Here is a 25098-nt window from a genome sequence, read left to right as displayed (position 1 = left end):
TTTAGAATCGTAAATAATTAAGAGGGGTTTATCAGAATATGAATGGATGGAGCTCCAGTTTACAAATGAAAAAGCAACGGCAACAACCGCTGCTTTTCTTTTTTCACTAGTCACAAATATCTAAATCAATATCTTTGATGCATTGAACAGCGCAGAAGCAATTTAAATCAACAGTAATGCAGCTGAATGTTTTTTCGAAATCTTCCACTTCACACACCTTGCAGAGATCAATACCAGATCCTTCTGCAAGATTGACTGCTCTATGATCTTTTATTGGTTTCAACACACGAAGACGCGCACAGCAGTTATCGAACACCTCTTCCACGCGGAAGAATATAGAAACGCAAGCATCACAGTGGCCGTGGTCAGAGTCTTTGGACTTAAAGAAAGCAAAGAATGGGGAACCGTCTTTTAATGTTAATGTGAAAACACGGGTATCGGCTATATCGCGGACACCAGCTAAATCGCCAAGAGGTTCCGTCAAACAATCTTTACAGCCCCTGCAATCATCACGGTCTGCTGCATCTTGAAGATCTTGGATAGCTCGCAGAACTTCACAAACACAACTAGAATGGTTATCGTTGCATTTACAGCTCATGAGTAAGCTCCTTTCTTCGGGTTATTTTCTTACATTATTAACATATGGCGTTTATGCCAAATGGGTACGGACAATTGCCGTGTTTAACAGGAAAATTTGTGTATGAAAAGAAAGGATAAACGATGACTATTACAATGCTCGATCTTGTTGTTCTTTTCCTTTCGTCTTTCAGGCTGACAAGACTGCTCGTCTTCGATGATATTATGGAGAGGTTTCGAGCTCCCTTTTTTATTGAAGTAGAAGAAACTACAGAAACAGGGGAAAAGGAACTATTTATTGTGCCAAGGCCCCATGGGTTGAGGGGATGGATTGGACGCATGCTGAGCTGCTATTGGTGCACTGGAGTATGGGCTTCTGCTTTTTGCTGCTTGCTCTATCTATTTTTTCCGCCAATTGGATGGTTCTTTTTAATTATTCTTGCTGTAGCCGGTGGTGCCGCATTAATTGAGTCGGTTGTACAGCGATTGATTAGGGAATCAGATTAACTCATTTATATGTGACATCATACAATAATGTGATAGAGAGAAAAGGATGTGAACAATGAATGAATGAGTATCTAAACCCGAATTACGGAAATAAAAAACCGAAAAAGAAATCATCATGCGGCTGTACAGGAAAGAAGAAAAAGAAAAAAAAACCGTCTCAATGAGGGCGGTTTTTTCTTTTGGATAAATAAAAACAGAAAAACAGAAAAAACTAAGCGGTAAATGAAAGAAGAATGGAGGAAGAACATGAAGGCGGTCATTTATGTATTGGCAGCTGTACTACTGGCGGGATGTGGCTTTCAGAAAGAAAGGGACGACAGCCGGCTTGCTTTACTAAAAACAACGAATCCGGAGCCAATACAAATTGAAAAAAACGGGGTTTCTGTGGAAAATATCCGTAAAGAAGTAGAAGCGATAAAAGAAATTTACGATGCCGCTGTTATTAAAGGAGACCATAATATCCTTGTTGCTTACAAAGTCCGTCATTTGGACCGTTTTCAAATGAAGAAAATTGAAAAAAACTTAAAAGAGCGTCTTGAAAAGGAATATGGTCAGGAAACCTTTATCGTATCAAGCGATTATAAAATTTTTCTTGAAGCGGTCCGTCTTCGCGAAGATATCGATTCCGGCAAAACAAATGATAAAGAAGCGGACAAGCGGCTTCATGAAATTATTAAATTAAAACAAGAGCGGACATAAAGGAGAGGACCTATGGCTAACAACAATGAAAAAAAGACACCTACCCAGCAACAGTACGATAAACTCAATCAGAAGCATGAGTTAAAGCGGCCAGTTCTTAAAAATTGCCTGCGTGCTTTTTTTGTTGGTGGAGTGATTTGCACGATTGGTCAGGCGATTACTTATTTCTTTATTTACTTTTTTAACTTTACTGAACAAACAGCTGGCAATCCAACAGTAGCCACTGTGGTGTTTCTTGCTATGCTGTTGACGGGGTTTGGCATTTATGATCATTTGGGGCAGTATGCTGGAGCAGGAAGCTCTGTACCTGTGTCAGGGTTTGGAAATGCGGTGATCTCTGCAGCGATCGAACATCGAACAGAAGGCTTCGTGTTAGGGGTCGGAGGGAATATGTTTAAGCTGGCTGGTTCGGTTATACTGTTCGGCGTGTTTGCCGCATTTGTTATAGCGTTAATCAAGACTATTCTGATGCAGTGGGGCGGGCTGTAATTCATTATAAGGAAGGAGAAGAAAAAATGCTGGCAATGTTTTTTTGGGCTTTTGTCATCGGCGGTCTGATTTGTGTGATCGGACAGCTAATGATGGATGTGGGCAAGCTAACACCAGGCCATACGCTTAGCACATTGGTAGTGGCAGGGGCTATTCTTGCCGGCTTTGACTTGTATGAGCCATTAATTGATTTTGCCGGAGCAGGGGCGACCATTCCAATTACAAGCTTTGGAAACTCGCTTGTTGCGGGAGCGATGCAGGAAGCAGAGAGGCATGGTCTGGTCGGTGTTCTGACCGGTATGTTTGAAGTCACGAGCTCTGGGATTTCTGCAGCGATTGTTTTTGGATTTATCGGTGCCGCTGTATTTAAGCCAAAAGGTTAATCTTCATGTCATTTGCCCAAACGCATCCTCGTTTTCCTCATATAGTAACAGTGTAAAGATGAAAAGCGAGGTGATAAAGATGGGCTATGGTTACGGATATGGCGGCTGTGGTTACGGCGGCTATGGTTATCGCGGTACATCAACATTCGTGTTGATTGTGGTGCTTTTCATTTTGTTAATTATTGTCGGAGCAAGCTTTTACGCCTGCTAATGGCTGTCGAGCTGACGTAAACGGACCATGCAACATTCCATTTACGTTAGCTTTTTTGCTGTTTCAATAAATAGAAGATCCCTCTTTTCTAAGCAAAGGACAGGCCGTTTTTCTGTGTTCATCATGATGAACTTTTTTGAAAATGGAGCATAAGATGAAAAAGAACAGAAGGGGGATGAACCAAGTTGGAAAATGGGTTTTTTAAAAATATTGAACAAAAAACAGGCGTGCGGATGAAGGACATCATGGAACTGGCAAATTCTTTGCAAAATGCTAACTTTAAAGATGAACGGACAGTTCGGGGGATTATTAAACGGGTATCAGCCCTTGCTAACAAGCCTGTACCGCAACAGCTCGAAGACCAGATTGTACAGTCAATTGTAAAAGATGGACAAAAGCTTGATATGCAAACAATTACAGATATGTTAAATAAAAAGAAATAAAAGAAGGAAAATTCAAAAAAATGTTTAATTTATTTAAAACTTGGGTAAAGAAGAAAAAAGTTTTGTGAAGAGAGGAGAAAAGAAAAATGGGCTACATCCTGCCGATCCCGCAATATCAATACAATCAGTATCAAGAACGCGTAGTGAATCATGTTGGTGATAGCTATTCATCCATTGATCCTGTAGAAAGAGTTTCTTTTGGCAAGATACTTGATAACAATTCTGATGCAACGATGGCTTCGGATGATCGTACAGAGGCCCGTCTATCAAAGAAAAAAGAATATGAAGCTTTCCAGGTCCACCTTGCAAAAATAAGCGGCAAAGGTGTACAAATTGATAGGTTTGCCTAGCTTAAAGACAGGTTTTCGGTCCATAGAAAAAAGCTGTTCCACTCGTCTAAGTGGAACAGCTTTTTTGTTTAGCATCTGGTTCTTATATAGATAAGAGAGAATTTGTAGTTAAAAATCTTTTTTCATGGATTTGTGTGGAATGCCGGCATCCATGAATTCTTCTGAGATAATTTCATAACCGAGACGTTCATAAAATGGGATGGCATGCACCTGGGCATCGAGTTTCAAAGCTGGGACCTTTTGCTCTCTGGCTTGCGCCTCGACGGCTTCCATAATTAGACGTCCGGCTCCTTTACCGCGGTAATCAGGTAAAATACAAATACGCTCTGCTTTGCCAAGGCCGTCTTTTATGCGGAAACGTCCGGCTCCACATGGCTTGTTCCCATCATATAAAACGAAATGTACCGCGGAATCTTCATATTCATCAATCTCTATATCGAGAGGAACACGCTGTTCTTCTACAAAGACCTTCTTGCGGACGTCATAAGCGTGTTCACGTTCCTGCTCGTTTTTTACAGTAATTACTTTCACTAGTGATTATCCCTTTCCGAGTAAGAATGTTTCATATACTGTCCATGAACCGTTTTCCAGCTGGTAAAGCAAATGGAAACGATCCACTGTTTCTTCATGGTCAATGTCTGTCATTTTCAAAGAATTGTACACATCATCGTGCTCCAAGTTTGACAGCTTTTGTCCAATAGTTAGGTGAGGCACAAAGGCATATTCAGGCTTGCCGCCAATCATATCCTCTTGATACAAATCTTCATTCAAGGCAGTCAATGAATCACTTGGATCAACTTTCCAATAAATCACATTATTCAATGGATGGAAAGTCTTTACTTTGCTGAGGTGGAACGAGAATGGCTGATGTTTTTTAGCGACTTCTTCTAGCTGGCTTGTTAAGTGCTTTAGATCGCTTTCATCGGCTTCAAATGCACTTTTTAGTGTAATGTGAGGCGGAACGAGTGCATAGTGAGGGTCATATCGCTTTCGGTAGGAATTAGCGAGATCCTGAAGTTTTTTTGATGGGAAAATAACGATACCTAGTTTCATGTTCTTTCTCACTCCTTATAAATAAAAAATAATTATGAATCATCTTTCTATTATAACAAATTTTCTCAATATTCCATAGAAAAGACACTTTTCTGCGAAAATGTTTTTATTCAAACATTGTGAGCAATGCGCGTTTTAAGTCAGGCTGCCAAAATTTCCATGTATGTCCCCCTTGGAATTCATCATAAAAGCACTCAAAGCCTTTCTCGTAAAAAAGGTCGTGAAGCGAGCGGTTCGGTGTCAGGAAATCATCGGTTTCTCCATTCATTCTCGTAACTTTTGTTTCTTCCAGACCAATGACATGGTAAAGGCTCAGGTGTTTATAATCCTCTGCTTCACTGACAGCATTCATGACCTTGTCATCTACATGTGGAGAGTGCATAATTACTTTCCCGAACGTATGCGGATAGCGCAGGGCAGCCATTAGGGAGACCGTAGCTGCCAGTGAGTCACCGGCAAGTGCCCGTCCGTAGCCAACATGATAGCCAGGATACTTTTCATCTAGAAATGGCACGAGCTCGTGCGCTAAAAAGCGAATGTACGCTTCCTGTTTTTGCCCGTCCGGATGATATTTTTGCCATCGGTCTTCCGCATTTCGATAAGGAACACCGACAATAATGAGATTCTCAATTTGTTCTTCCGCGAGCAGTTCATCGGCTATACGCGGAATACGCCCCATCTGAAAATAGTCTTTCCCATCTTGGGCAATTAACAGCGAATATTTATATAACGGGGAAAAATTCGCTGGAAGGTATACAAGCAGCTCGATTTCCTCATCAAGCTCCTTCGAATAAATCGTTTCATCTGTGATTGTGCCGCGCTTTATCGCCATAGCGAACCTCCAAATAATTAATAGTTATCCATCTTTGATTTTAGCACAATTGAGCCGGGCAGTAAGGGATGAAGCCTTCCTAAACTAAGGGCTACCCGCTCGTAATTGGAATAGTTGCAGTATCTGTACCTTAACGGTTATCCAGCATTGTTCACAAATGGATTTTTTTACTATAATAAAATAAAAAAGCCGCCCTGAAAAATCAGGCCGGCTTAGACTATTAACAAAGACGCGCTTTCCTTGTTGCTTATGAACGTTAGGATTGAAAAATAAGCGTTCTCAATCAGCTTTTGCCTACGCGTAGAGAAGCCGTGAGAAAAATTAGGCGGATTGGCTGTTTCTTCGTAAAATGGAAGCAGGATAAGCCGCAAGTATATTAGAAAGCAAAAAGCGCCGCTTTTGTTTGCGATAAAAGCAGTAGGCATAGACAGCAGATGACGAAAGGGACTTCACAACAATATTGCGTCTTGTGATCGTGCCGTCCTGAGCCTGATACATAATGACAAGAGGCAAATTTTCACGCTGGCTTCGCAGTAATAAAGCATTCATGTAAGATCAGCTCCTTGTTCTTATTATACACGAACATGCGTTCTTTATGCAAATCAAATAACAACATTAAGGGGGAAGACATGGGGAAAATAATTGAGGCAACAGAAGCTGGATTTTCGGTGAATGGGAAAGATATTTTAAAGAGGATAACGATGGAGGTAGAAACGGGAGTGTCTGTTGCTGTCATGGGAGCCAATGGTTCAGGAAAAAGCTCACTTATTAAGCTGCTGGCAGGAATCAGCGAACCGCAGACTGGAAGAATTCAACGGAATTTCACCTCGTATGCCTATGTGCCGGAGCACTTTCCTGAGCATCTTTCATTCACCGTGAAGAACTATTTGCAGCTGCTCGCCGGGATGGACCGCAGACAGGAAGGAGAGAAGGCGGCTCACTATGCGAGGCTGTTCGGGCTTGAACCTTTTCTAGATACTCCATTAAAAAAATGTTCGAAGGGAACGAAGCAAAAAGCTGGCTTTATCCAGGCTTTAATGAAAAAGGCAGAGGTGCTTTTTCTCGACGAACCGTTCACCGGCATGGATGAAAGCAGTGTTCAGATAGCGGCTAGTTTGTTGATGGAGTGGAAAGGGACAACTGTATTCACCCTTCATGAAACCGAGCTGGCTTATCAGCTCGCTACACATATCGCTATTCTAGAGAATGGTCATCTTACCTCACTCTCACCTGTACAGCGAACGAGCCATCTGATGGAGATTACCTATCGAATGAATGAAAACAGACTGAAGGCTGTTCAATTAGTGGGTGATACTTACCGGCTGACTGTTGAAGAAACAGAGTCAGATAAAACGATCGGCGAGATTCTGAAAAACAGCGGGCATATTATCGAAGTGAAGGAGAAGGAAGCACGATGAAAACATTTGTTACTTATCAGATGCTCTCTCTATTTCACTCACTGAAATGGATGCCGCCAGCAATTTTGTATGTAGCCTGGCTCTTTAGTCAATACTCTTATCAAAACTTGCCGATCGCTGACAGCCACTCGATCTCGGCGTTCTTTCTCTATCCAGTAGTGGTATGGCTCACCATGATCGTTTTTAACTTGGAAAAAGGCAGTGAAAAACTCATTTTGCTCTCGTATATGCGAAAAAGAGAACACTTTCTTTACGGCAAAATGGTCGTCGTTTTTTTGGGCGGCCTCATACTCGCGGCTGTTTCATTTATGATGCCGATAGTGTTAGGAATCTTCGCAGAACCGCTCACAAGCGAACGCATAGGTCTCTTTTTATACGGTCACATTGTTTTTGTGATGTTAGGTCTCTTTACAGGCAGTCTCTTTAGCGCCACTAGCATGGGCGGGAAAAAATACTCGTGGAGCGGCAGCGCCTTTGTCGTCTGTGCGGCCATTGCTGGCTCTAAAATCATGGATGTGCTTCCAGAAGCATTAAAGTGGATCGTTTTTATCCTGCCACCTGTGACGGCAGTATCCAATACGATAAAAGAAGGAATGTATGACCATCCGGTAGGGATTGTCTGGAGTGTAGCTTACGTGATTATTGGATTCATAGTATTAAGAAGTCTGTTTTTGATGAGGGAAAAAGTAAATTAATAACCAATAGAAAACTTCTCCAAGAAAAACAAAATATCCGTTGACAACTGACCAGAATTTTCATAGAATAGAACTTGTCAGTTGAACGATTCCGTAGCTCAGCTGGGAGAGCGCTACCTTGACAGGGTAGAGGTCGCTGGTTCGAACCCAGTCGGAATCATACCAAAAAGCCCTTGATATCAAGGGCTTTTTTATTTTGTCCTCATACCCTAGCAGTATAAAAAGGTGCAACTGGTCACCAATTGGTCACGTAGGCTTCAAGCGTCTCTTTGATCTCATTCTGGTCACTAATGTGTGATTGATCTTTCTGGCCAAACAGTAATTCACCGAATCTCTTCGCTGTCTCTTTTTGCATGTTGGGAAGAAGGTGGCTATACCGATCTAGGGTCATACGGGTATCAGCATGTCCAAGCCGCTCGGATACAATCTTTGGATGAACACCTTGCTTTAATAACAGAGTTGCATGGGTATGCCGGAGGTCGTGGAAACGAATGTTCTTAACCCCAGCCTTTTTTATGAAGATTTTGAAGTTGCGTCTAAGATTACTCGGATTAATAGGAGTACCTACTTCAGTGGCGTTGACAAGATTCATATCTGTATAAAGCGAACCTACCCGCAGACGATGTTTCTTTTGCTCTAATTTATGACGTTTTAGCTCAGCAATCAGTTCGTCTGGTATTGCAACAGTACGCATACCTGCAGCTGTTTTCGTAGTTGCTTTGAGTGTTTTCCCATCGTTGCTCAATGTTTGTTTAACATAGATAACTCCATCATCCAAATTGACGCCCTCCCAAGAAAGTCCGAGGATTTCTCCTTGTCTCATACCAGTGTTAATGGCAATTAGGTAGACCATATAAAGATGACTTTCTTTAGCGGTTTCTAAAAAGGTCAACACTTCATCTACATCCCATACTTCCATTTCGCTCTTCGATTCTTTCGGGGGATCAACTAGTTTTGCTGCATTTTTTAATACCATATCGAACTTTACTGCTCGTTCTAGTGCATTCACTAGCATCGTATGAACTTTCCTTACTGTGTTATGATTCAAGTGCTTTTCATTTAACAGCTTGGCGTAAAATTGCTGGATATGCATAGGCTTAAGGTTGGCTAAAGTGATATTCTCTAACTCTGGTAAAATATGAGTTCTCAAGTTGTAGTAATACGTTTTATACGTGCTCTCTGCAACGCTTGTTTTCTTAAAATCAAGCCATTGTATTAAGTACTCACCAAGTTTTTGTGATGAGGGCTCAATATAAGTCCCTGTATTCAGTTCGTGCAGTGCTTTTGTAAGAGCCGCTTTTGCTTCTTTCTGTGTTTTAAAGCCTCGCTTCTTTTTTTGCTTTCGCTTGCCATTCGAGTCTTTTCCTTGTTCAATCACGTAATACCATTTACTGCCTTCCTTGCGTACTGATCCTGAATAGCTCATTAAATAGATCTCCCTTCATTGTATAAGTGTATAGAAAAGTGGAGGGGAAACTTACTCCTCTCCACTTTTCAAGCAACCATTACAGGTTAAATGTAAGTATCAGTATTTAATTCATGCAACGCCTTTATAAGAGATGAGTTCACTTCTTCCTCTGTTTTAAACCCACGTTTTTCCTTTTGTGTGTGCTTGCCATTTACACCTTTCCCTAAGTCGATAACATAGTACCATGCAGTACATTCTTTTCTTATAGATCCGGTATAGTCCATAGCGATCCTCTCCTTTCTATTTATGAACATGCTAGGAAAAAGGGAGAGGGGGGTTATTCCTCTCCGCCGTTTAACCAATTAAAAAACACTTCCCGGGAAATCTTTATCCTCTTACCAACCCGAACAACATGAAACTGTCCTGAATTTACTAGTTCGTATGCCTGTCTTCTGCCGATGCCAAGGATGGACTGGATATCTGATACATCCAGAGCGGCGGGGTATAAATTTCCTTCCGTCATGTATAAATCCCTCACTTAAATAGTTGTTTTTTATAAGGCTCTTTAGTGTCCTTTGGTAGTTCTATTGTATCATCAAACAGAGTGTGAATTTAACTATGAAATAAGAATAGGCGTCCGGTCGAACTTGGCCATTCTATTAGGAATAAAGACGGCAACATTTCAAGTGAAGCTTATGTTTCACGAGTAAAATAAACAAGCTCGTAGATGTAGCGTTAAACTTGTTCTTTCTTGCGCTCTCTGGTAGCAGTTGCGTTGTATTTCAGACTGGCCGTCTATACTTTCCCGCTGCGTCCTTCATCAGTATACTCTCCAACAATCTCGATATTTCGATGTTTAGCACATTCTCGATGCAATTCCTTCTGTACCTCGATGCTACACCCCTAAGATGCTTGTTCCTGTCTACTTACACGTGCATAAATGACACCTGTTAGCATGTAAACTTCTCCTTTGTGTATAAATGAATATAAAAAGGAAGAGACTTAAGAAGCCTCTTCCTGGTTAGATTATTCATTAAGTTTGTTGAGCATATTTATTAAACTAGTGGTCCCTCGGGTTCTTCATCATAAAGATCGAGGTAATAGTCTGTATTATCTTCTTCCCCTACTATTTCGAAGAAAGAGTTACAGGGCTCATAATGAGGGTTTCGCAGTTGTTGTTGAATTTGAGGTTCCTTCAATACATCAATGTTATTAATCATTACTTGGGCAAACACCCATTCCTCAGTTCTAATAGGGCATGGATGAGCGGAAAATTCATAAGCTGTTTCTCCACCTTTTTTTGTTCTGATTAAGTTGATATAAAAAGGATCTTTAACAATTGCCCGAACACTAAGAGCGGAAAACCTTTTTTCTGATCGTGTCTGAAATCCTGATTTATTAAGGTCTTCTGCGATACTCGCTAAGCTGTGTGAAAAGGTAATACTCTCGAAGATGTCTTCTAAAGCTTCACATTCTTCCTCATTTATAACGTACCAGTTCTTCTTCAAATGAGGAACGTACTCAATAACATATCCAAAAGGGGGTTGCTTCATGAGATAACTTCCTTTCGACTTAATATTTACAGGTTTTTATTGTTCATGATTTTTTCGTGGGATAGGCAATGAAACCCAATTCCTTTAATACCTTTTTAACGCCTTCTCTTCCTTTCGCTTCTTTTATAGCAACCATCTTCAAAAGAAGCTCTTCCAATATGCTGATCACATACTTTGCGTATTTATCATTGGCAATAAGCTTTATAACCTTCATCTTTAATTCTGCATACTCGGTATCTTCTTCTTTATAGAGAAGCTGAGCCATTTCTAAAGCAAAATCTTTAATAGCTGTTTCCTCTGAATTTAAAGGTTTAATTGGTAATCCGCCTTGTAACCAATCGTTAAAAGAAAGATTGATATGGTGATCATATGAAAGGTTAATCATTTCAAGTAGCAAATTCTTTACTTGATCACGATAGGTTTCTATGATGACTTTTTCTAAGGGCAAATCTAAACCATTTGCTATTTGAATCACTTTCTCAAAAGAAGGAACAAACTTCTCTTTTTCAACGTCCCGAATGTATGTATGAGAAATACCGATACGTTCGCCTAATTCCCTATAGCTTAGTTTCAATTCTTCCCGTCGTTGACTAATCATTTTACTTATAGACATTCATTACCACCTCATTTATATTATATATGTGTTTAAATTACTTTACAATATATTCGCTTATTTTTATCATATTAAATATGAACTTTTGGTTTTTGTAGTTAATTCATTTTACAGATGTGAAAACAAATTGTAAGAGGGGACTGTTGTGTAGTCTTCTGTTTAATATTTTTTAAATTGCTATTGACCAAGGGGGAATTATGTATTAGATAACTATCCACTAATTTGGACAAGGAATATAGTCGGAGACTTACTACTACAAGGCTTGAACACGTATAAAAAGGATGGGATGGCAATGGGTTATTTATATGATGGGCATACTGTAATGAAGATTTTAAGTGGTAAAGGAGTTAGTCAGCGGGTGGAGAGACTTAAAAAGAAAAGTAGCTGCCCCTATGATGGGATTGTGTTTTGTAGTAGGAACTTGCCGAATGACTCGTTCCTTCAATTAATCAAACCTGCACGGCGAGGTGGTCACCCGGTCATCTCTAATAAATACTTTCACTATGAACTGCGTTGCTCGTTGTTTCACTTATTCTGGTTACCTTACTGCAAAAGTGAGTGGTCGACACATATCAGAATCAATCCTAACAAGAAGAGGTTAACCCCTAAAGGTGTCTTGGAGATATTATTACTCGTGTTCGGAGATTTGGATGGTATACATGTTCATTCTTTTGATGAGAAAGTAGACCTGAAAAATCAAACTGTACGAGGTATAGTGAAGAAGCTTTTCGTACCATATGTGCGTTCATTAAAGGATTTTGAATATAAGCAAGAAACATACTACTATGGAGAGAGAAGCGGACAGCAGACTAAGGTATACGACAAAGGTAAAGAACAAGGTACGAAAGAGGGAGAGCTAACGCGTGTTGAAAAAAGAAAGAAATATTCCGGTGATCAGCGACCTACCTTAAAAGAGTTTTTGTTCTCACCAGAAAGCAAAGCTTTATCTTCTCTTGTGTTGGTCGACGTAGATAAGATCGATAAGAGGAAACGCTTAGGTAAATTCATTAAGCAGCATTTAACAATACAAGAGGCGTATCGCAGCATGGATGATGCAATGAGAAAACAATTCAAGCGGCATGAAGGATATACAAATCCATTGATAGATCTTGGAAAAGTTTTTACTGATGATGCTGTAGCATGGATAAGAATATCTTTTTCCGATAAGAATGAAATAGAGCAGGGGCTACTTGATTACAACTCCAGAGAGGAAACGGCAGTATAAAATTAGGCGAAAGTAACGAATGCAATGTTACATTTTTAAGTAACTACTATTCCAGGAAAGAAATAGCGTAGTATCAGTCTTTTATATAGCATAGATCCAGTTACGAAGACGAAAAAGATCGAAAAATTGAATTATGAGCCCATAAAAAGAAGAAGAGACAGCCAAAAAGCACTGTCTCTTCTTTGATGATGATTATAGGTAACCCTTTTCTTTTAATGATACGTATTTTTCAGCGCCGACGATGAGATGATCAAGGACTTCAATGCCGACAACCTTCCCGACCTCTGCCAATCTTTTGGTTACATCAATGTCTTCGCGGCTTGGCGCGGGATTTCCGGTTGGGTGGTTGTGGGCGACGATGGCACTGGCGCAACTACGACGGATTAAATGCTTGAATGTTTCCCTTGGATGCACGATGGATGAATTCAAAGAGCCGACGAATACAGTCTCCCTGAATAAGATCTCATTCTTTGTGTTGAGGCCGAGTACGACGAAATGCTCCTGCGTTAAATATTGCATATCTTTTAAATAGTCGTATGCATCCTGTGGGGAGCGGATCGTAAAGCGTTTTTCGATAGGGCAAGGATTCATACGCGCCAGCTTTAATGCTGCGATGATCTGCTTTGCTTTCACTTTGCCGATGTCGTTAATTTGAAGCAATTCTTCTTCTGTAACTTCAAGAAGCTCTTGAATAGATGGATAGCGGTTGAAGATTTCATTAACGACGTAGCCATCTTCCTTTTCACGGATTGTTGTTGCAAGCAATAATTTGAATGTGTATTTATCAAAAGTTTTCATCATTAGTTCCTCCATTTAGCAGTTGTATTGTTGAAATAAAAAAAGGAGAGACAATGATGTCTCTCCCAACTTGAACCAAATGTTCATGACGAGTTAAAATAAAGTCATAGTTATTTTCCTGAGATGAGTTCATTGGTGGATGAGCTCATCTTTTTTATGCAATAAAAAAGCCCATTGAATGCCGCAGCAATCCATGAGCCGTTAACGATCTTTCTGTTGTATCTCCAATTCTTCTCCCTCCTCAAAAGCATCTTTTAAATGAAGCAAGTCTTGAATGAAGTTAGATGCCTGTTTCTTTGTCAGCTGTGTACTGTGATCGACGTTGTAACTCATCTGCATCATCTCTTTGGCGATTTCAGGGCGCATCTGCAGTTCAGCGACGATGCGAAAGATCATTTGCAACTGGCGTTTTGTTGCTAATTCATCCCCCCCTTTAATAGATGCCTGCTGTTTTGGAAAATCTTCAATATCTTGCGTGAATAATCCGCTCGCACGTGTCGCAGACAACACAGCGTCGATCAGCGCACGTTTCTTTGCCATCTTCAGTACCGTGTTGACGACGGTATAAGGATCTTGTTGCCGGAGGCTGGATTCTTTATTATTGCATGAACCAATTCCTTCAGCTTCGACAATGCCGCTTTCTTTACTAGTCAGCGTTACTTTTATCTCATACGCGAAAATACCCATCGTCCAATCCTCAATACGATTAATCACATTCACTGTTTTTGAGAATCCAAAGACATCACACAGCTTTTCAGCGCCTGGCTTCAGTAATGTTGGTTTAGAAAACCCCTCAACCAGTCCGTAATCGATTCCTTTTACCATTGCTTCCTCAACAAACTCTTTTAGTTGCTCAATTCGCTCCTTTGATTCTGACAACGAAATTACAAGGTTAGGAAGTGAAGCGGATATAGATCGTTCAGAAAATGGTACGACCTTCCTTTTTAAAATCTGATTTTCTACAGTCATATTTCTTGTCATCCTTTCTAGTCAGATTGTTTAAGAGTTTTTCTTTAGTACATTTGCAATCTTTAAAAGTCCGCTTGATGTTTGAGATACGATGAAACGACCTGCTTTGTGCTGCAGCTGATTACCAATGCTGATGGCCTTTAAAGAGACAGTTAGTGTCTTGGAAGCGGCTGAGTGTGCCGAATGATTTAGTTTTTCTAAACTGTCTCGTACACTCTGTAAGACATCTCCACCGTTCTTCTCACTTAATTGAGCGCTGTTTCTTAATCCATCAACAATACGACCCCTAAGCATCTGAGAAGTACAAAGATCATCCTCATACATAGTTTCAATTTCTTCAATAGCAGTTTGGACTTGCTTTCTTTTAGTAATTAAAAGGGTTAGCTTCACGCAGTCGTTACGATCAATCGCATCTACTATATCCCGTCCAATTCCTTCATATTGCTCAACTAAGGATCTGTGGATGGTTCGGATTTCAGAAAGTGAAATATCTTTTCCGTTTATTCGTTCCTGATCTTGATACGTATCCCAAACGTTTTTCTTCATAATAAAATTCCTCCTAATGAATAATAGTTATTATTGTCTTACTGCTGCCGGCTGAAAAAGTGATAGCCTTTTATAGTGAGCTTGATTGAAAGTCCATCCGATGACCGACGATAAACAAGTAACAAACCATCGTCTTCAAGCTGCATAAGATTGATTTCGTGAACGTGGTATTTAGTTAGATATTTGACCGGTACCCATTTGTTTTTTTCTTTTGCGTCAATAAGAATACGAATTAATGAGTGATTCATGACTTTTCCTCCTTTCTTAATTGCGCTCCTCTCACTGCGCTTGTCGTCTCTGTAAAGCAAAAAAACCGCTATTTATCCAAATGGATAAATAACGGTTTATATAAAAGGGGTGGGGCATGAAACGGCAGGGGCCCTTATATCATTAATAAATCGTGCTAGTAAGGGGATTTTTTACATTTTTTCTATCCTCTATTGTGTCATTAAAGAACCATATATAGAATAAGAGTAAGTGTCCAATAATTCCCCTATTTTTACGTCTCTATTCCCATGCGATAATCCTTATTAAATACAATGATGAAAAACCTGTAAATTTTCATTTTTTGAGTACAGATAAAAAAATAAGTGAGGAAGTATAGGCATGCTTGATTTACAATCAAGCTATTTTTACTCATTGCCACACTCATTTTGGATTCTTCAACATTATGAAATCCAAATGGATCGCGTAGGAACTAAACTTGACCTCTAAGGATAAATACTTGTATTTTCATCATAAAAAGCTCTGGATATTGGTATTTCTAATAATGATAATTGTGCTTTCAATTAAGGTATGGATTCTAAGTTAATCAGTCTATCAAACTGTTAAGATAAGCGTGAATTGTCTTGAATATTCTAACCAACTTAAATTTTTTCATTTGAATATGTAGGAGGATGGGGTGCAAATGAAATCTTTTACAATAGAGGACCTTCTAGATCGGGAAGACAATTGGATGGACCGGGAAGGATTAGACGAATTTCAAGAGCGGAACGCCTGGTTGGAAGAAGGTATCGCACTATACAAGCAATTCATCGAAATTGACCGCAAAGAACCGCGTTATGCAATTATGCTAGCTGACCTTTATTTACAACGGGGAAGAGATGAAAAAATGCGGCGGGGAAATTATCAATCTGCCTATAGTATATTAAGAAAATCAACCATTTACGCACCAAATAAGCCTGATGCTTTTTATCATTTATCCTTCATTATGGCTAATGAAGAAAGAAGATGGGAAGCTGTTCTTTTTTATGGAAAAGAAGCGCTTGAAAATGGTCTTCAAGGTGTCCAGAAGCTCAAGCTTCTTTGTAACATGGCGTTGGCTTATAACCGAGTTGGTTACCCATCCAAGGCAGTTGATTATATAAAAAAGGCGCAAGAGTTAAATCAAAGCCATGAGCATGATTGGTTTATTCTACTCTATATGGACAAAATGAAAAAATGCAGAAATGAACCAATCTTGTTGAAATCATCCAATGGAGAGCGGAAAGCTGTTTCAAAAACGGATTACAAAGGAATAAAAGAACAAGCAATGGACGGAACATGCGTGGTGCTGGACCTTTCATCGGATGAAAAGTACTTTTATGCGGATCATGATGCGATACGCCTTGAACGGAAAGAAGCAGAAATCCTTGGTTTTTTAATGGATAATCAAGGCTTATCATGTTCGAAACGAACTATCGAAGAAGCCGTCTGGCTAGATCGGCAAGTAAGTTCAACCGCTGTAAAGCGATATATTTCAAGTTTAAGAAGCAAGCTCCCCCGCGCCATGTCATGCGAGAATATACGTGCCGTTCTTGCCACAGCCGAGGAAGGATATGAATGGAAAGCAGATATACAATCTTACGTTCTCCGTTGAGACAGGGACCGGTTACGAAATCGTAACCGGTCCTCTTTTATACTATAAGTAACAAATAACAACAGGAGAGTGATGAGAAATGAATTTAATGAGATTAGAAATGATGAATGCAACGAAGCGTGTAGCAGAAGCATTGAAAATAAGAGGCTTGTTTATAAGAGAAAGTGACAGTGTAATTATAATGACAACTGAAAACACGGAGAGTGACATCAAACAGGTCCGTATTCTTCTTGAAAAACTAAATATCCCAACGTTCTGGCAAAATAGCCATTCGTTTGAAGTGTTGGTCAATCGACTACCGATAGCAGCTATGAAAAAGATTATGAACGAAAAAGGCCGTTTGTTTCCTATCCGGATGGAAGGATATCATTTTCACTGGCGTTCATTTGTGCAACGTCGATTCGGCATTAAAGTAAATGCGCTGGATCTTGACGCAAACATGGCAATGTTCGTAAAATCACTGAACCTGGCTGGCATTACAGCATTGGCTGGGTGCAATGGCCATCACCGTTTTTCACCGAAAGTGCAACTGTCTGGCGTTTATCAAGGGATATGGTTTAGCATCTTGCAGCAGCGCTATCTAAATGATCTTTCTCTACATTATAAATGGGATGTTTATTTTGGAAGTGAATCAGGAGCGGCTATTGTTGCTAAAAAAGCCATTGATGAAAAATGGAATATGAATTTTATTTATCAAGACACTGTTCAAATGGCCTCTATTTTCCAGCAACATGCTGAAGAAATTCGGGAATTGAAAAAAGCGCACTTTAAACGGAATAAAGAAATGAAGGAGCAAGCAGAAAAGATGTTAAACGAGAAAGAGTACAGTGAGCTGTTGGAATGGATGAAAAAAGAAGTGAGCGGTATATAAGAAACGAAAAAGTATTAACATCAGATTCAAAAAAGATGACAACTGTGGAAATTATGCACAGAAGTAGGGAGAAAGGAGGTTATTTTATATGTTAGTTATGGAAATTAAAAAAATAGGAAAATAGTTATATTTGATGGGATTTGATATAGTAAAAGAGGAACTTTTTTACAATGATTATTTAATCATAAAAGTTAAGTGTTTTGTTAAGGTGAAAAAGGAATTTTAGAACCACATCTTTAGGCTATATTTTAAAATAAAATTAATCTTTTTTAAATAGGTGGGTGCTGTAAATGGGACTGAACCAAAATCAGAAGAAAGCGGTTGAAACAACAGAGGGGCCATTATTAATTATTGCTGGCCCTGGTTCCGGTAAGACATATACTCTCGTAGAGCGAATATATTACCTAATTACCAATAAAAATGTTGCAGCTGAAAATATCTTAGTAGCTACATTTACAGACAAAGCCGCACAAGAACTAATGACAAGGGTTTCTAATCGCCTCCATGAATCTAATATTTCTTTTAATTTAAATGAAATGTATTTAGGTACAATTCATTCAATTTGTTTACGGATTCTAGAAGAAAATAGAGAGTTTACTCGGCTTAAGAAGAACTTTACTTTAATGGATCAATTCGATCAGCAATACTTTCTCTATCAAAAACTATATGAGTATACACAGTTTCCGAATGTAGATTTATTACTTGGAGAGAGAACTTCTAGATGGAAAAAAGCAGAGACATTACTGAAATGGCTTAATAAAGTTAGTGAGGAAATGTTAAATGTTGAACAGTTGAAAAACTCAACAGAGTTGAAAGCGAAAGCTTTAGGTTATTGCTATGAGCTTTACCAACAACATCTTGAAGAAGAGAATGCCCTTGATTTCTCTACAATTCAGTTAGAAGCATACCGTTTGTTGAAAGAATATCCGGAAATTACAACTAATCTTAGTGAAAAGTTGCACTATCTTATGATTGATGAATTTCAAGATACCAACACAATTCAAGAAGAAATAATTTTCTTACTTGCAGGGGAAAGACAAAATATTTGTGTGGTCGGCGATGATGATCAGGGGCTGTATCGATTTAGAGGAGCCACGATTAGAAATATCTTGGAGTTTCCATCAAAATTTAAAAGAGGACAATGTAAAAAAGTGGAGTTATCAATAAACTACCGTTCACATCCATCAATTATCCAGTTTTATAATCAATGGATGGAGCAAAATAATTGGTCACATGAGGGCGAATCGTTTAGATATGATAAAAGAATTGAACCTAATAAAGGTAATTATTTGGATTGTAAAACTGTAATAAGAGTATCGGGTTCAGATGGTTTAGAGAATTGGGAAGAAGAAGTGTATCAATTTCTCGTTTCTATGAAAGAGAAAGGGAAATTGACTGATTGGAACCAAGTAGCTTTCCTATTCCGTTCTGTGAAAAATAAAAAAGTCGTATCACTGGCAAATTATCTAGAAGAAAGAGATATATCTGTTTATTCTCCTAGATCCAATATGTTTTTTGAAAGAGAGGAAATCCGTCTGTTAATAGGAGCGTTTTTATTTTTATTTCCCCAATTTCCCCAAGTAAGGAAATGGGATGAAAATGCTTATTTAGATGAGTGGGAAATGTATGACCAATGTTTAAGAGAGTTTGCTAGTGAGTTGCGAAAGTCTGAAAATCAGGAATTATTGAAATGGTGTCGTAGTCGTGCGAAAGAACATATGAATCTACAACAAAATACTGACTATTCATTTGCCGGTCTTTTTTATCAGCTATTCCAATTTGATTTATTTAGTCATTATTTAGAACAAGACTCCTATAAAGTCAAAGACAGTCGCTCAGTCAGAAATCTGTCACTCTTTTCAAAACTCTTAACAAAGTTTGAGTATCTTCATAGGGCAACAGTTTTCACACCAAAAACAATTAATTTTCATCTTACTACTTTTTTCAACCAGTTTTTACGATTTTTAATTAATGGTGGAATTAATGAGTATGAGGATGAGTCTGAATATGCACCAAGTGGATGTGTATCATTTCTAACGATTCATCAATCAAAAGGCCTGGAATTCCCTATCGTGATTGTTGGCTCCCTAGATACTACACCAAGAAAGCAGTATAGTGATTTAGATGAAGTTCTCCAAGCAAGCTATTATCATAAGGAGCCTTTTGAGCCTCTGGAGCGTACGAAGTATTATGACTTTTGGCGTTTATATTATACTGCTTTTTCAAGAGCACAGAATTTACTCGTCTTAAGTTGTCAAGAAAACACAGCGAGCGGACAAGGTACACGAAGCGTACCTTCGAAACCATTTATTGAGTCATATGGGTTACTTGCTAGTTGGAGAAAAACTAATAGTATATATAATTTAGAAATTGAAAAAGTGAAAGATGTGAATACTAAAAAAGAATATTCCTTTACCTCTCATATTAACATTTTCGAATCGTGTGCTTTGCAGTATAAGTTCTATAAAGAATTTGAGTTTTCTCCTGTTCGTCAAGGTGCAACTTTATTTGGTACGCTTGTTCATCAAACAATAGAAGATATTCATAAATCTGCACTTCGAGGAGAGGAGGAGAAGATTAAAGAAGAAAATATAGAAGACTGGTTTAATGCCAATTACAATAACTTAGTAAAAAAAGAACGTATATATCTTGCCCCTCAAACACAAAAGGCTGCTTTGAAACAGGTATTACAGTATGTAGAAAAGCAGGAGAATAATTGGAATCACGTAAAAGAAGCAGAAATAGATGTTTCATTAGTCAAAGAGCACTATCTCCTTAAAGGAACAATTGATTTAATTCGGGGGGCAAACGAAACAGTTGAAATTATTGATTTTAAATCAGAGAAAAAGCCTGATTTGATCAGGGATGCTGAAATATTATATCATTATAAACGGCAGCTAGAGGTCTACGCTCATTTAATAGAAGAAAGAACCGGACAACAAGTGAGCAAAATGCATCTGTATTACACTGGAGAAGAAGATAGTAATCCATATGTTACTTTCCCTAAGAATACAAAATCTATTGGTAAAACTATCTCGGTTTTTGATGAGATTGTACAAAGAATTGAAGAAAAGGATTTCACAATTAAAAAACGTCCTAAGAAACATTGTCGCAACTGTGATATGCGTTTTTACTGTGATAAGAAACTATAGGGGTGAAGAAATTGTCTACACATGAACAAGACATAAATATAGAACAATACGAGTTTGAACCAATTAAAGGATATCCTATGTTGAATTGGAAGGGGAAACGTCCCTTTCGTTCAACTCAATACTATCCAGCTCAACTAAAAGAGACACACGGTGAAGCTGTTGAGGGTTGGCTAAATAAGATTTTCTGGGGAGATAATATCCAAGTAATGAGCCATATGTTAAAAGAGTACAGAGGAAAAGTTAAATTAGTATATATTGATCCCCCGTTTGATTCTAAAGCTGATTATAAAAAGAAGATTACCTTAAAAGGAAAAAATGTCTCTAATGATCATAATTCATTTGAAGAAAAACAATATACAGATATTTGGATTAGCGATGGATATCTACAATATATATTTGAGAGAATTGTGCTAATTAGAGAATTGTTATCTGATGATGGGAGCCTGTACGTTCACTGTGATTCAAGAAAAAGTCATTATATTAGATGTATACTTGATGAAGTTTTTGGTATGGATAATTTTAGAAATGAAATTAAGTGGAAGCGGCAGCCAGTAAGAGGTGCAAAGGCTAGATCTAAGCAATATGCAAGAAACTCGGATACTATTATTTTTTATTCCAAATCTAATAATTGGACTTGGAATGGGGCATATAAACCTTATGATGAAAAGTTTATTAAAACTAAATTTCGACCTGACGAAAATGGAAGATTGTTCAGAGATTGCGATCTAGGGGATTATTCGGAGGAATCTATAAAGAAATTTGAAGAACAAGGTAAAATATATATTACCTCAGGCAGAAAAAAAAGGCTAAAGAGGTATTTGGATGAAGAAAAGGGAGAATCTCTAGGTGATATTTGGATTGACATTCCAGAGGTTAACTCACAAGCTGCTGAGCGTACAAATTATCCTACTCAAAAGCCCGAAGCATTAATTGAGAGAATAATCAAAGCATCTTCAGCTCCAGGAGATATTATCTTCGATGGATTTATGGGATCAGGTACAACACAAGTTGTTGCAATGAAACTCGGTCGACGTTTTTTGGGAGCAGATATTAATTTAGGGGCAGTTCAAACTACAACTAAAAGACTTGTAAAAATGCTAAACAATTATGAAGAGGAGTTATCAGGATTCGAAGTATATAATGTTAATAATTATGAGGTTTTTCGTAACCCTGTTCAGGCCAAGGAGTTACTCATAGAAGCACTGGAAGTTCAACCAATATATAATAACTCTCTCTATGATGGTGAAAAAGATGGTCGTATGGTTAAAGTTATGCCTGTAAATCGTATTGCCACTAGAGCAGATCTCAATGAGTTAATTACTAATTTTGACTATAAATTGTTTGAAAAACGACAACAAGAAAGCCCGAATCAACCAGTAGAAAGATTATTACTTGTTTGTATGGGTCACGAGCCAGACCTAGCTGCTGCTCTTGAGCAAGAAATTGGTTATAAGATTGATATAGAGGTAGTTGATATTCTGAGAGACAAGACGAATCTCGAGTTCAAACGTGATTCGGAAGCAGAAATTATTGTGAAGGATGATAAGTTAGTTATTAAGAATTTTTATCCAATGAACTTACTTCAAAAGCTAAGCATTATGAAAGAAAATGTGGAAGACTGGAAAGAGTTAGTTGAATCAGTAATGATTGATTGGAATTATGATGGAGCTGTTTTAGAACCTGCAGTAGTTGACATTCCAGAGAGAAATGAACTAGTAACAGGAGAATATAAGGTTCCGGAGGACGCAGGAACTATTCGAGTAAAGATTACTGATCTTCTTTCGGAATCTTTAGAGGTGACTATAGATGGCTAAGACAAAGGACTTCGCCCTAGACTTTGCATTTTTTAATTACTTAAGGGATTTTTATGAAGAAAATCGAGGGAAAATAAGAAATAACTATAGAAATCTTTCAAAGAAGTTTTTGGATTTTAACGATTCGTCCAACCCAAATTCATTTCTTCGCACACCACAGTTTGAAGCATTAGAAATGTACATTTTCTTAAAAGAATATCTAGATAACAGACAAGTTCATCAGATATTTGAGGATTGGTATTATAAAAAAGACCGATTTGAAAAGAGAAGTGACTTAGGATTTACAAAGGGCGAGCAAGGAACATTATTCAGTGTAGACGTGGATCAATATAAAAGTGTTTTTGCTCGTATGAAAAAATTTGCCCAGGAATATCCGAATTATATATTTGCTTTAACGATGGGTACAGGAAAAACAATTTTGATGGCAACTTGTATTTTTTATGAGTTTCTATTAGCAAACAAGTTTCCTAAAGATAAAAAGTATTGTCATAATGCTTTAGTCTTTGCCCCCGACAAAACTGTATTACAATCATTAAAGGAAATTCAAACATTTGACCGGTCAAGTGTTATACCACCTGAATATTTAAATTGGTTAAACACTCATTTAAAAATTCACTTCTTAGAGGATTCCGGAACGACATTAAATACAATTGATCGTTCGAAATATAATATCATCATATCCAATGCACAAAAAATCATTTTAAAACGTCAGCATAAAGAAAAAAGTAAAATCGAACAACTTTTTAATGCCCCTTTATACGATAAGGGAACTGCATACGATGACATATCAGATTTATATGACTTTGATCAACCGGAAGATGAAGGGGAGCTAATCGATAATCAACGCTTTTCAAAGCTAACTCGCCTAGAACAACTAGGGATTTATGTTGATGAGGCTCATCATTCATTTGGAAATGCATTAGCAAAAGACATGGGCCTCAAATCAGCAAAAACGAGTCTAAGATTAACCATTAATGAACTTGCAAAGGCTTTACAAAAATCAGGTACATCAGTAGTTGCATGCTATAACTATACAGGAACACCGTATGCCGGGAAAGAAATCTTTCCAGAAGTGGTTTATGCGTATGGCTTAAAAGATGCAATCGATAAACAGTATCTTAAAAGCGTTACAATTAACGGCTATTCTAACCCAAAGTCAAAAGAATTTCTAAATTTATCCGTTAGAAGCTTCTGGGAAAAGTATAATGAGGGCCGTTATGAAGGAATGCTCCCTAAACTTGCTATCTTCGCTAGTACGATTGAGGAAGTTCAAAATGACCTAAAGCCCGCGTTAGAAGAAATATTAAATGATCTAAATATCCCAACGGACAAGATACTGGTAAACGTTGGCGATGATAAATTAACAACTAACGACGATATCAGAGAATTTAACCGGCTAGATACCCAATCATCTGAAAAGCAGTTCATTCTTCTTGTGAATAAAGGACGTGAAGGCTGGAATTGTAGGTCTTTATTCGGTGTCGCTTTATTTAGAAAGCCGAAATCTAAGATTTTTGTATTGCAAGCAACAATGAGATGCTTAAGGGCGATCGGAGGGGTTCAGGAAAGGGCCAATGTATATCTTTCTGATGAAAATATGCAAATCCTTGAAGAAGAACTAGAACAAAATTTCCGTATGAGTATCAATGATTTATCTAAAAAAGATAGTCAAAATAAGACTTATGATATTCAATTGGTACCACCACCAGTTACAATTAAAGTTAACCGAAAGAAAAAACTACATGAATTGAAAGAAAAAGAATTAGTTAAGGCTGTTGATTTTGAATTTGAAAAGATAGACTTAGAAAAGTACAAATTAATTCATACAGAACAATCGGGGTTAGTAGCAGGTAAAATCAATAGAAAGATTAGTGAAGATTTAACTGATTTTCGTCAAAAGAGAGAATTTAGTCAAATTACACTAGTAGCTGAGATTTCTAGATATTTAAACCGTTCATGTATAGAATTAGACACAATTTTAGCTAAATCCGAACAGGGATATAACATCATATTAGAATATGTAAATATATACAACGAACTCTTGTATGATTGGATTATTCCTAAGCTATTTAATGAAATATATACCTTAGAAAGCTATGAGAAAAAAGAAACAAAAGAAATTAACCTTGTTAAGGAACCAGAGAAAGGCTACTATCAAGTAACTGCAAATCCCAAGCTAGTAGTGGAAATTAATGATATGGCGTTTAAAGATTTTATCGATAAAAGTTTTCATTTAGATACGTACTGCTTTGATTCTAACCCAGAAAAGCGATTCTTTGAGGAAATCATACGTCATGAGGATATAAAAAGGGTTTATTTTACGGGAATGCTTACTCATGGACAATCGGATTTTTATATTCAATATATTGACCCAGCTTCAAACACAGTGAGAAGTTATTACCCTGACTTTTTAATAGAGAAGAATGATGGAAAAATGCTTATCATTGAAATCAAAGGTGATAACAAAATTGATGACCCGATAGTCCAAGCTAAAGAAAAAGCAGCAAGAGAAATAGCCAGTGCCAGCGAAATGGATTACCGTATTATAGTTGGTAGCCAGGTCATGAACGGTAACTCAAAATCAATTCTAGATAAAGTTAATTAAATAGGGCATCAGAGGGCTGCTCAAATTGAA

Annotated in this window: 29 protein-coding genes and 1 tRNA gene; 16 read left to right on the top strand and 14 right to left on the bottom strand. The window is 38.0% G+C overall.

What is annotated here, in order from left to right; genetic code table 11:
* Positions 1 to 106 precede the first annotated feature (106 nt).
* On the bottom strand, positions 107 to 598 hold the full coding sequence (locus ACH0BF_RS09125; RefSeq protein ID WP_120036510.1) for a CotY/CotZ family spore coat protein: 492 nt from the start codon (positions 596 to 598) through the stop codon (positions 107 to 109).
* Between the two features lie 122 nt (positions 599 to 720).
* Between ACH0BF_RS09125 and ACH0BF_RS09120 the strand changes: the two genes are divergently transcribed.
* From ACH0BF_RS09120 to ACH0BF_RS09090, 7 genes are all read left to right on the top strand, one after another.
* A complete protein-coding gene (locus tag ACH0BF_RS09120) occupies positions 721 to 1083 on the top strand; it encodes a DUF1360 domain-containing protein (protein ID WP_340855904.1) in 363 nt (120 codons plus the stop codon).
* A gap of 246 nt (positions 1084 to 1329) precedes the next feature.
* Entirely contained in the window at positions 1330 to 1782 is a 453-nt protein-coding gene (locus tag ACH0BF_RS09115) for a YhcN/YlaJ family sporulation lipoprotein (protein ID WP_120036511.1), read from the top strand.
* 12 nt (positions 1783 to 1794) lie between these two features.
* Complete coding sequence (gene spoVAC / locus ACH0BF_RS09110) at positions 1795 to 2271, top strand: stage V sporulation protein AC (RefSeq protein ID WP_340855900.1); 477 nt, start codon at positions 1795 to 1797, stop codon at positions 2269 to 2271.
* Positions 2272 to 2297: 26 nt separating this feature from the next.
* Positions 2298 to 2654, top strand: coding sequence for a stage V sporulation protein AE (gene spoVAE / locus ACH0BF_RS09105; protein WP_120036512.1), 357 nt, complete (start codon positions 2298 to 2300; stop codon positions 2652 to 2654).
* Between the two features lie 79 nt (positions 2655 to 2733).
* On the top strand, positions 2734 to 2865 hold the full coding sequence (locus ACH0BF_RS09100; RefSeq protein ID WP_340855897.1) for a YjcZ family sporulation protein: 132 nt from the start codon (positions 2734 to 2736) through the stop codon (positions 2863 to 2865).
* Between the two features lie 185 nt (positions 2866 to 3050).
* Entirely contained in the window at positions 3051 to 3308 is a 258-nt protein-coding gene (spoVIF, locus tag ACH0BF_RS09095) for a sporulation-specific transcription regulator SpoVIF (protein WP_120036514.1), read from the top strand.
* An 86-nt stretch (positions 3309 to 3394) separates the two neighbouring features.
* Positions 3395 to 3658 (top strand): hypothetical protein, encoded by a 264-nt coding sequence (locus ACH0BF_RS09090; protein ID WP_340855895.1) that lies wholly within the window; start codon positions 3395 to 3397, stop codon positions 3656 to 3658.
* A gap of 108 nt (positions 3659 to 3766) precedes the next feature.
* Here the strand turns inward: ACH0BF_RS09090 and ACH0BF_RS09085 are convergent, their stop codons facing one another.
* The 4 genes from ACH0BF_RS09085 to ACH0BF_RS09070 form a co-directional block, all read right to left on the bottom strand.
* Complete coding sequence (locus ACH0BF_RS09085) at positions 3767 to 4189, bottom strand: GNAT family N-acetyltransferase (RefSeq protein WP_406909310.1); 423 nt, start codon at positions 4187 to 4189, stop codon at positions 3767 to 3769.
* A 6-nt stretch (positions 4190 to 4195) separates the two neighbouring features.
* Entirely contained in the window at positions 4196 to 4711 is a 516-nt protein-coding gene (locus ACH0BF_RS09080) for a YjcG family protein (protein ID WP_120036517.1), read from the bottom strand.
* Positions 4712 to 4817: 106 nt separating this feature from the next.
* Positions 4818 to 5543 (bottom strand): alpha/beta hydrolase, encoded by a 726-nt coding sequence (locus tag ACH0BF_RS09075; RefSeq protein WP_120036518.1) that lies wholly within the window; start codon positions 5541 to 5543, stop codon positions 4818 to 4820.
* A 321-nt stretch (positions 5544 to 5864) separates the two neighbouring features.
* Positions 5865 to 6092, bottom strand: coding sequence for a hypothetical protein (locus ACH0BF_RS09070; protein ID WP_340855891.1), 228 nt, complete (start codon positions 6090 to 6092; stop codon positions 5865 to 5867).
* Positions 6093 to 6172: 80 nt separating this feature from the next.
* Here ACH0BF_RS09070 and ACH0BF_RS09065 point away from each other — a divergent pair, with 80 nt between their 5' ends.
* The 3 genes from ACH0BF_RS09065 (at position 6173) to ACH0BF_RS09055 (ending at position 7816) form a co-directional block, all read left to right on the top strand.
* Positions 6173 to 6961, top strand: a complete 789-nt coding sequence (locus tag ACH0BF_RS09065; RefSeq protein ID WP_340855890.1) for an ATP-binding cassette domain-containing protein — start codon at positions 6173 to 6175, stop codon at positions 6959 to 6961.
* Positions 6958 to 7656: an ABC transporter permease gene (locus tag ACH0BF_RS09060; RefSeq protein WP_340855887.1), complete on the top strand. Its 699-nt coding sequence runs from the start codon at positions 6958 to 6960 to the stop codon at positions 7654 to 7656. Before ACH0BF_RS09065 ends, ACH0BF_RS09060 begins: the two co-directional genes overlap by 4 nt.
* A gap of 87 nt (positions 7657 to 7743) precedes the next feature.
* Positions 7744 to 7816, top strand: a tRNA-Val gene (locus ACH0BF_RS09055).
* A 75-nt stretch (positions 7817 to 7891) separates the two neighbouring features.
* Here the strand turns inward: ACH0BF_RS09055 and ACH0BF_RS09050 are convergent.
* The 5 genes from ACH0BF_RS09050 to ACH0BF_RS09030 all read right to left on the bottom strand — a co-directional run bounded on the left by ACH0BF_RS09050 (position 7892) and on the right by ACH0BF_RS09030 (position 11230).
* Positions 7892 to 9082: a tyrosine-type recombinase/integrase gene (locus ACH0BF_RS09050; protein WP_406909309.1), complete on the bottom strand. Its 1191-nt coding sequence runs from the start codon at positions 9080 to 9082 to the stop codon at positions 7892 to 7894.
* Positions 9083 to 9168: 86 nt separating this feature from the next.
* On the bottom strand, positions 9169 to 9348 hold the full coding sequence (locus ACH0BF_RS09045; RefSeq protein ID WP_406909308.1) for an Arm DNA-binding domain-containing protein: 180 nt from the start codon (positions 9346 to 9348) through the stop codon (positions 9169 to 9171).
* A gap of 53 nt (positions 9349 to 9401) precedes the next feature.
* Entirely contained in the window at positions 9402 to 9587 is a 186-nt protein-coding gene (locus ACH0BF_RS09040) for a helix-turn-helix domain-containing protein (RefSeq protein ID WP_406909307.1), read from the bottom strand.
* A gap of 532 nt (positions 9588 to 10119) precedes the next feature.
* A complete protein-coding gene (locus tag ACH0BF_RS09035) occupies positions 10120 to 10617 on the bottom strand; it encodes a recombinase family protein (protein WP_406909306.1) in 498 nt (165 codons plus the stop codon).
* Between the two features lie 43 nt (positions 10618 to 10660).
* Positions 10661 to 11230, bottom strand: a complete 570-nt coding sequence (locus ACH0BF_RS09030; RefSeq protein WP_406909305.1) for a helix-turn-helix domain-containing protein — start codon at positions 11228 to 11230, stop codon at positions 10661 to 10663.
* Between the two features lie 292 nt (positions 11231 to 11522).
* Here ACH0BF_RS09030 and ACH0BF_RS09025 point away from each other — a divergent pair, with 292 nt between their 5' ends.
* The gene (locus tag ACH0BF_RS09025) at positions 11523 to 12455 is read left to right on the top strand and encodes a DNA polymerase III subunit delta (protein WP_406909304.1); all 933 of its coding nucleotides are present in this window, start codon (positions 11523 to 11525) and stop codon (positions 12453 to 12455) included.
* Positions 12456 to 12647: 192 nt separating this feature from the next.
* Here ACH0BF_RS09025 and radC read toward each other — a convergent pair whose 3' ends face one another.
* The 4 genes from radC to ACH0BF_RS09005 form a co-directional block, all read right to left on the bottom strand.
* The gene (radC, locus tag ACH0BF_RS09020) at positions 12648 to 13256 is read right to left on the bottom strand and encodes a RadC family protein (RefSeq protein ID WP_406909303.1); all 609 of its coding nucleotides are present in this window, start codon (positions 13254 to 13256) and stop codon (positions 12648 to 12650) included.
* 198 nt (positions 13257 to 13454) lie between these two features.
* Entirely contained in the window at positions 13455 to 14222 is a 768-nt protein-coding gene (locus ACH0BF_RS09015; protein ID WP_406909302.1) for a hypothetical protein, read from the bottom strand.
* A gap of 30 nt (positions 14223 to 14252) precedes the next feature.
* Complete coding sequence (locus tag ACH0BF_RS09010; protein ID WP_406909301.1) at positions 14253 to 14768, bottom strand: hypothetical protein; 516 nt, start codon at positions 14766 to 14768, stop codon at positions 14253 to 14255.
* 38 nt (positions 14769 to 14806) lie between these two features.
* Entirely contained in the window at positions 14807 to 15016 is a 210-nt protein-coding gene (locus tag ACH0BF_RS09005) for a hypothetical protein (RefSeq protein ID WP_406909300.1), read from the bottom strand.
* 659 nt (positions 15017 to 15675) lie between these two features.
* On the opposite strand from ACH0BF_RS09005, the gene ACH0BF_RS09000 reads away from it, so the two are divergent.
* The 5 genes from ACH0BF_RS09000 (at position 15676) to ACH0BF_RS08980 (ending at position 25068) form a co-directional block, all read left to right on the top strand.
* Complete coding sequence (locus tag ACH0BF_RS09000; RefSeq protein WP_406909299.1) at positions 15676 to 16626, top strand: winged helix-turn-helix domain-containing protein; 951 nt, start codon at positions 15676 to 15678, stop codon at positions 16624 to 16626.
* Positions 16627 to 16705: 79 nt separating this feature from the next.
* A complete protein-coding gene (locus tag ACH0BF_RS08995) occupies positions 16706 to 17497 on the top strand; it encodes a hypothetical protein (protein ID WP_406909298.1) in 792 nt (263 codons plus the stop codon).
* Positions 17498 to 17787: 290 nt separating this feature from the next.
* The gene (locus ACH0BF_RS08990) at positions 17788 to 20649 is read left to right on the top strand and encodes an ATP-dependent helicase (RefSeq protein ID WP_406909297.1); all 2862 of its coding nucleotides are present in this window, start codon (positions 17788 to 17790) and stop codon (positions 20647 to 20649) included.
* A gap of 11 nt (positions 20650 to 20660) precedes the next feature.
* The gene (locus ACH0BF_RS08985; RefSeq protein WP_406909296.1) at positions 20661 to 22463 is read left to right on the top strand and encodes a DNA methyltransferase; all 1803 of its coding nucleotides are present in this window, start codon (positions 20661 to 20663) and stop codon (positions 22461 to 22463) included.
* Positions 22456 to 25068, top strand: a complete 2613-nt coding sequence (locus tag ACH0BF_RS08980; RefSeq protein ID WP_406909295.1) for a TnsA endonuclease N-terminal domain-containing protein — start codon at positions 22456 to 22458, stop codon at positions 25066 to 25068. Before ACH0BF_RS08985 ends, ACH0BF_RS08980 begins: the two co-directional genes overlap by 8 nt.
* Positions 25069 to 25098 lie beyond the last annotated feature (30 nt).

Source organism: Pseudobacillus sp. 179-B 2D1 NHS (assembly GCF_045370945.1).
GTDB lineage: Bacteria > Bacillota > Bacilli > Bacillales > Domibacillaceae > Pseudobacillus.
The sequence above is the reverse complement of the archived record's forward strand: the minus strand, read 5'-3'. Positions and strand labels throughout refer to the sequence as shown.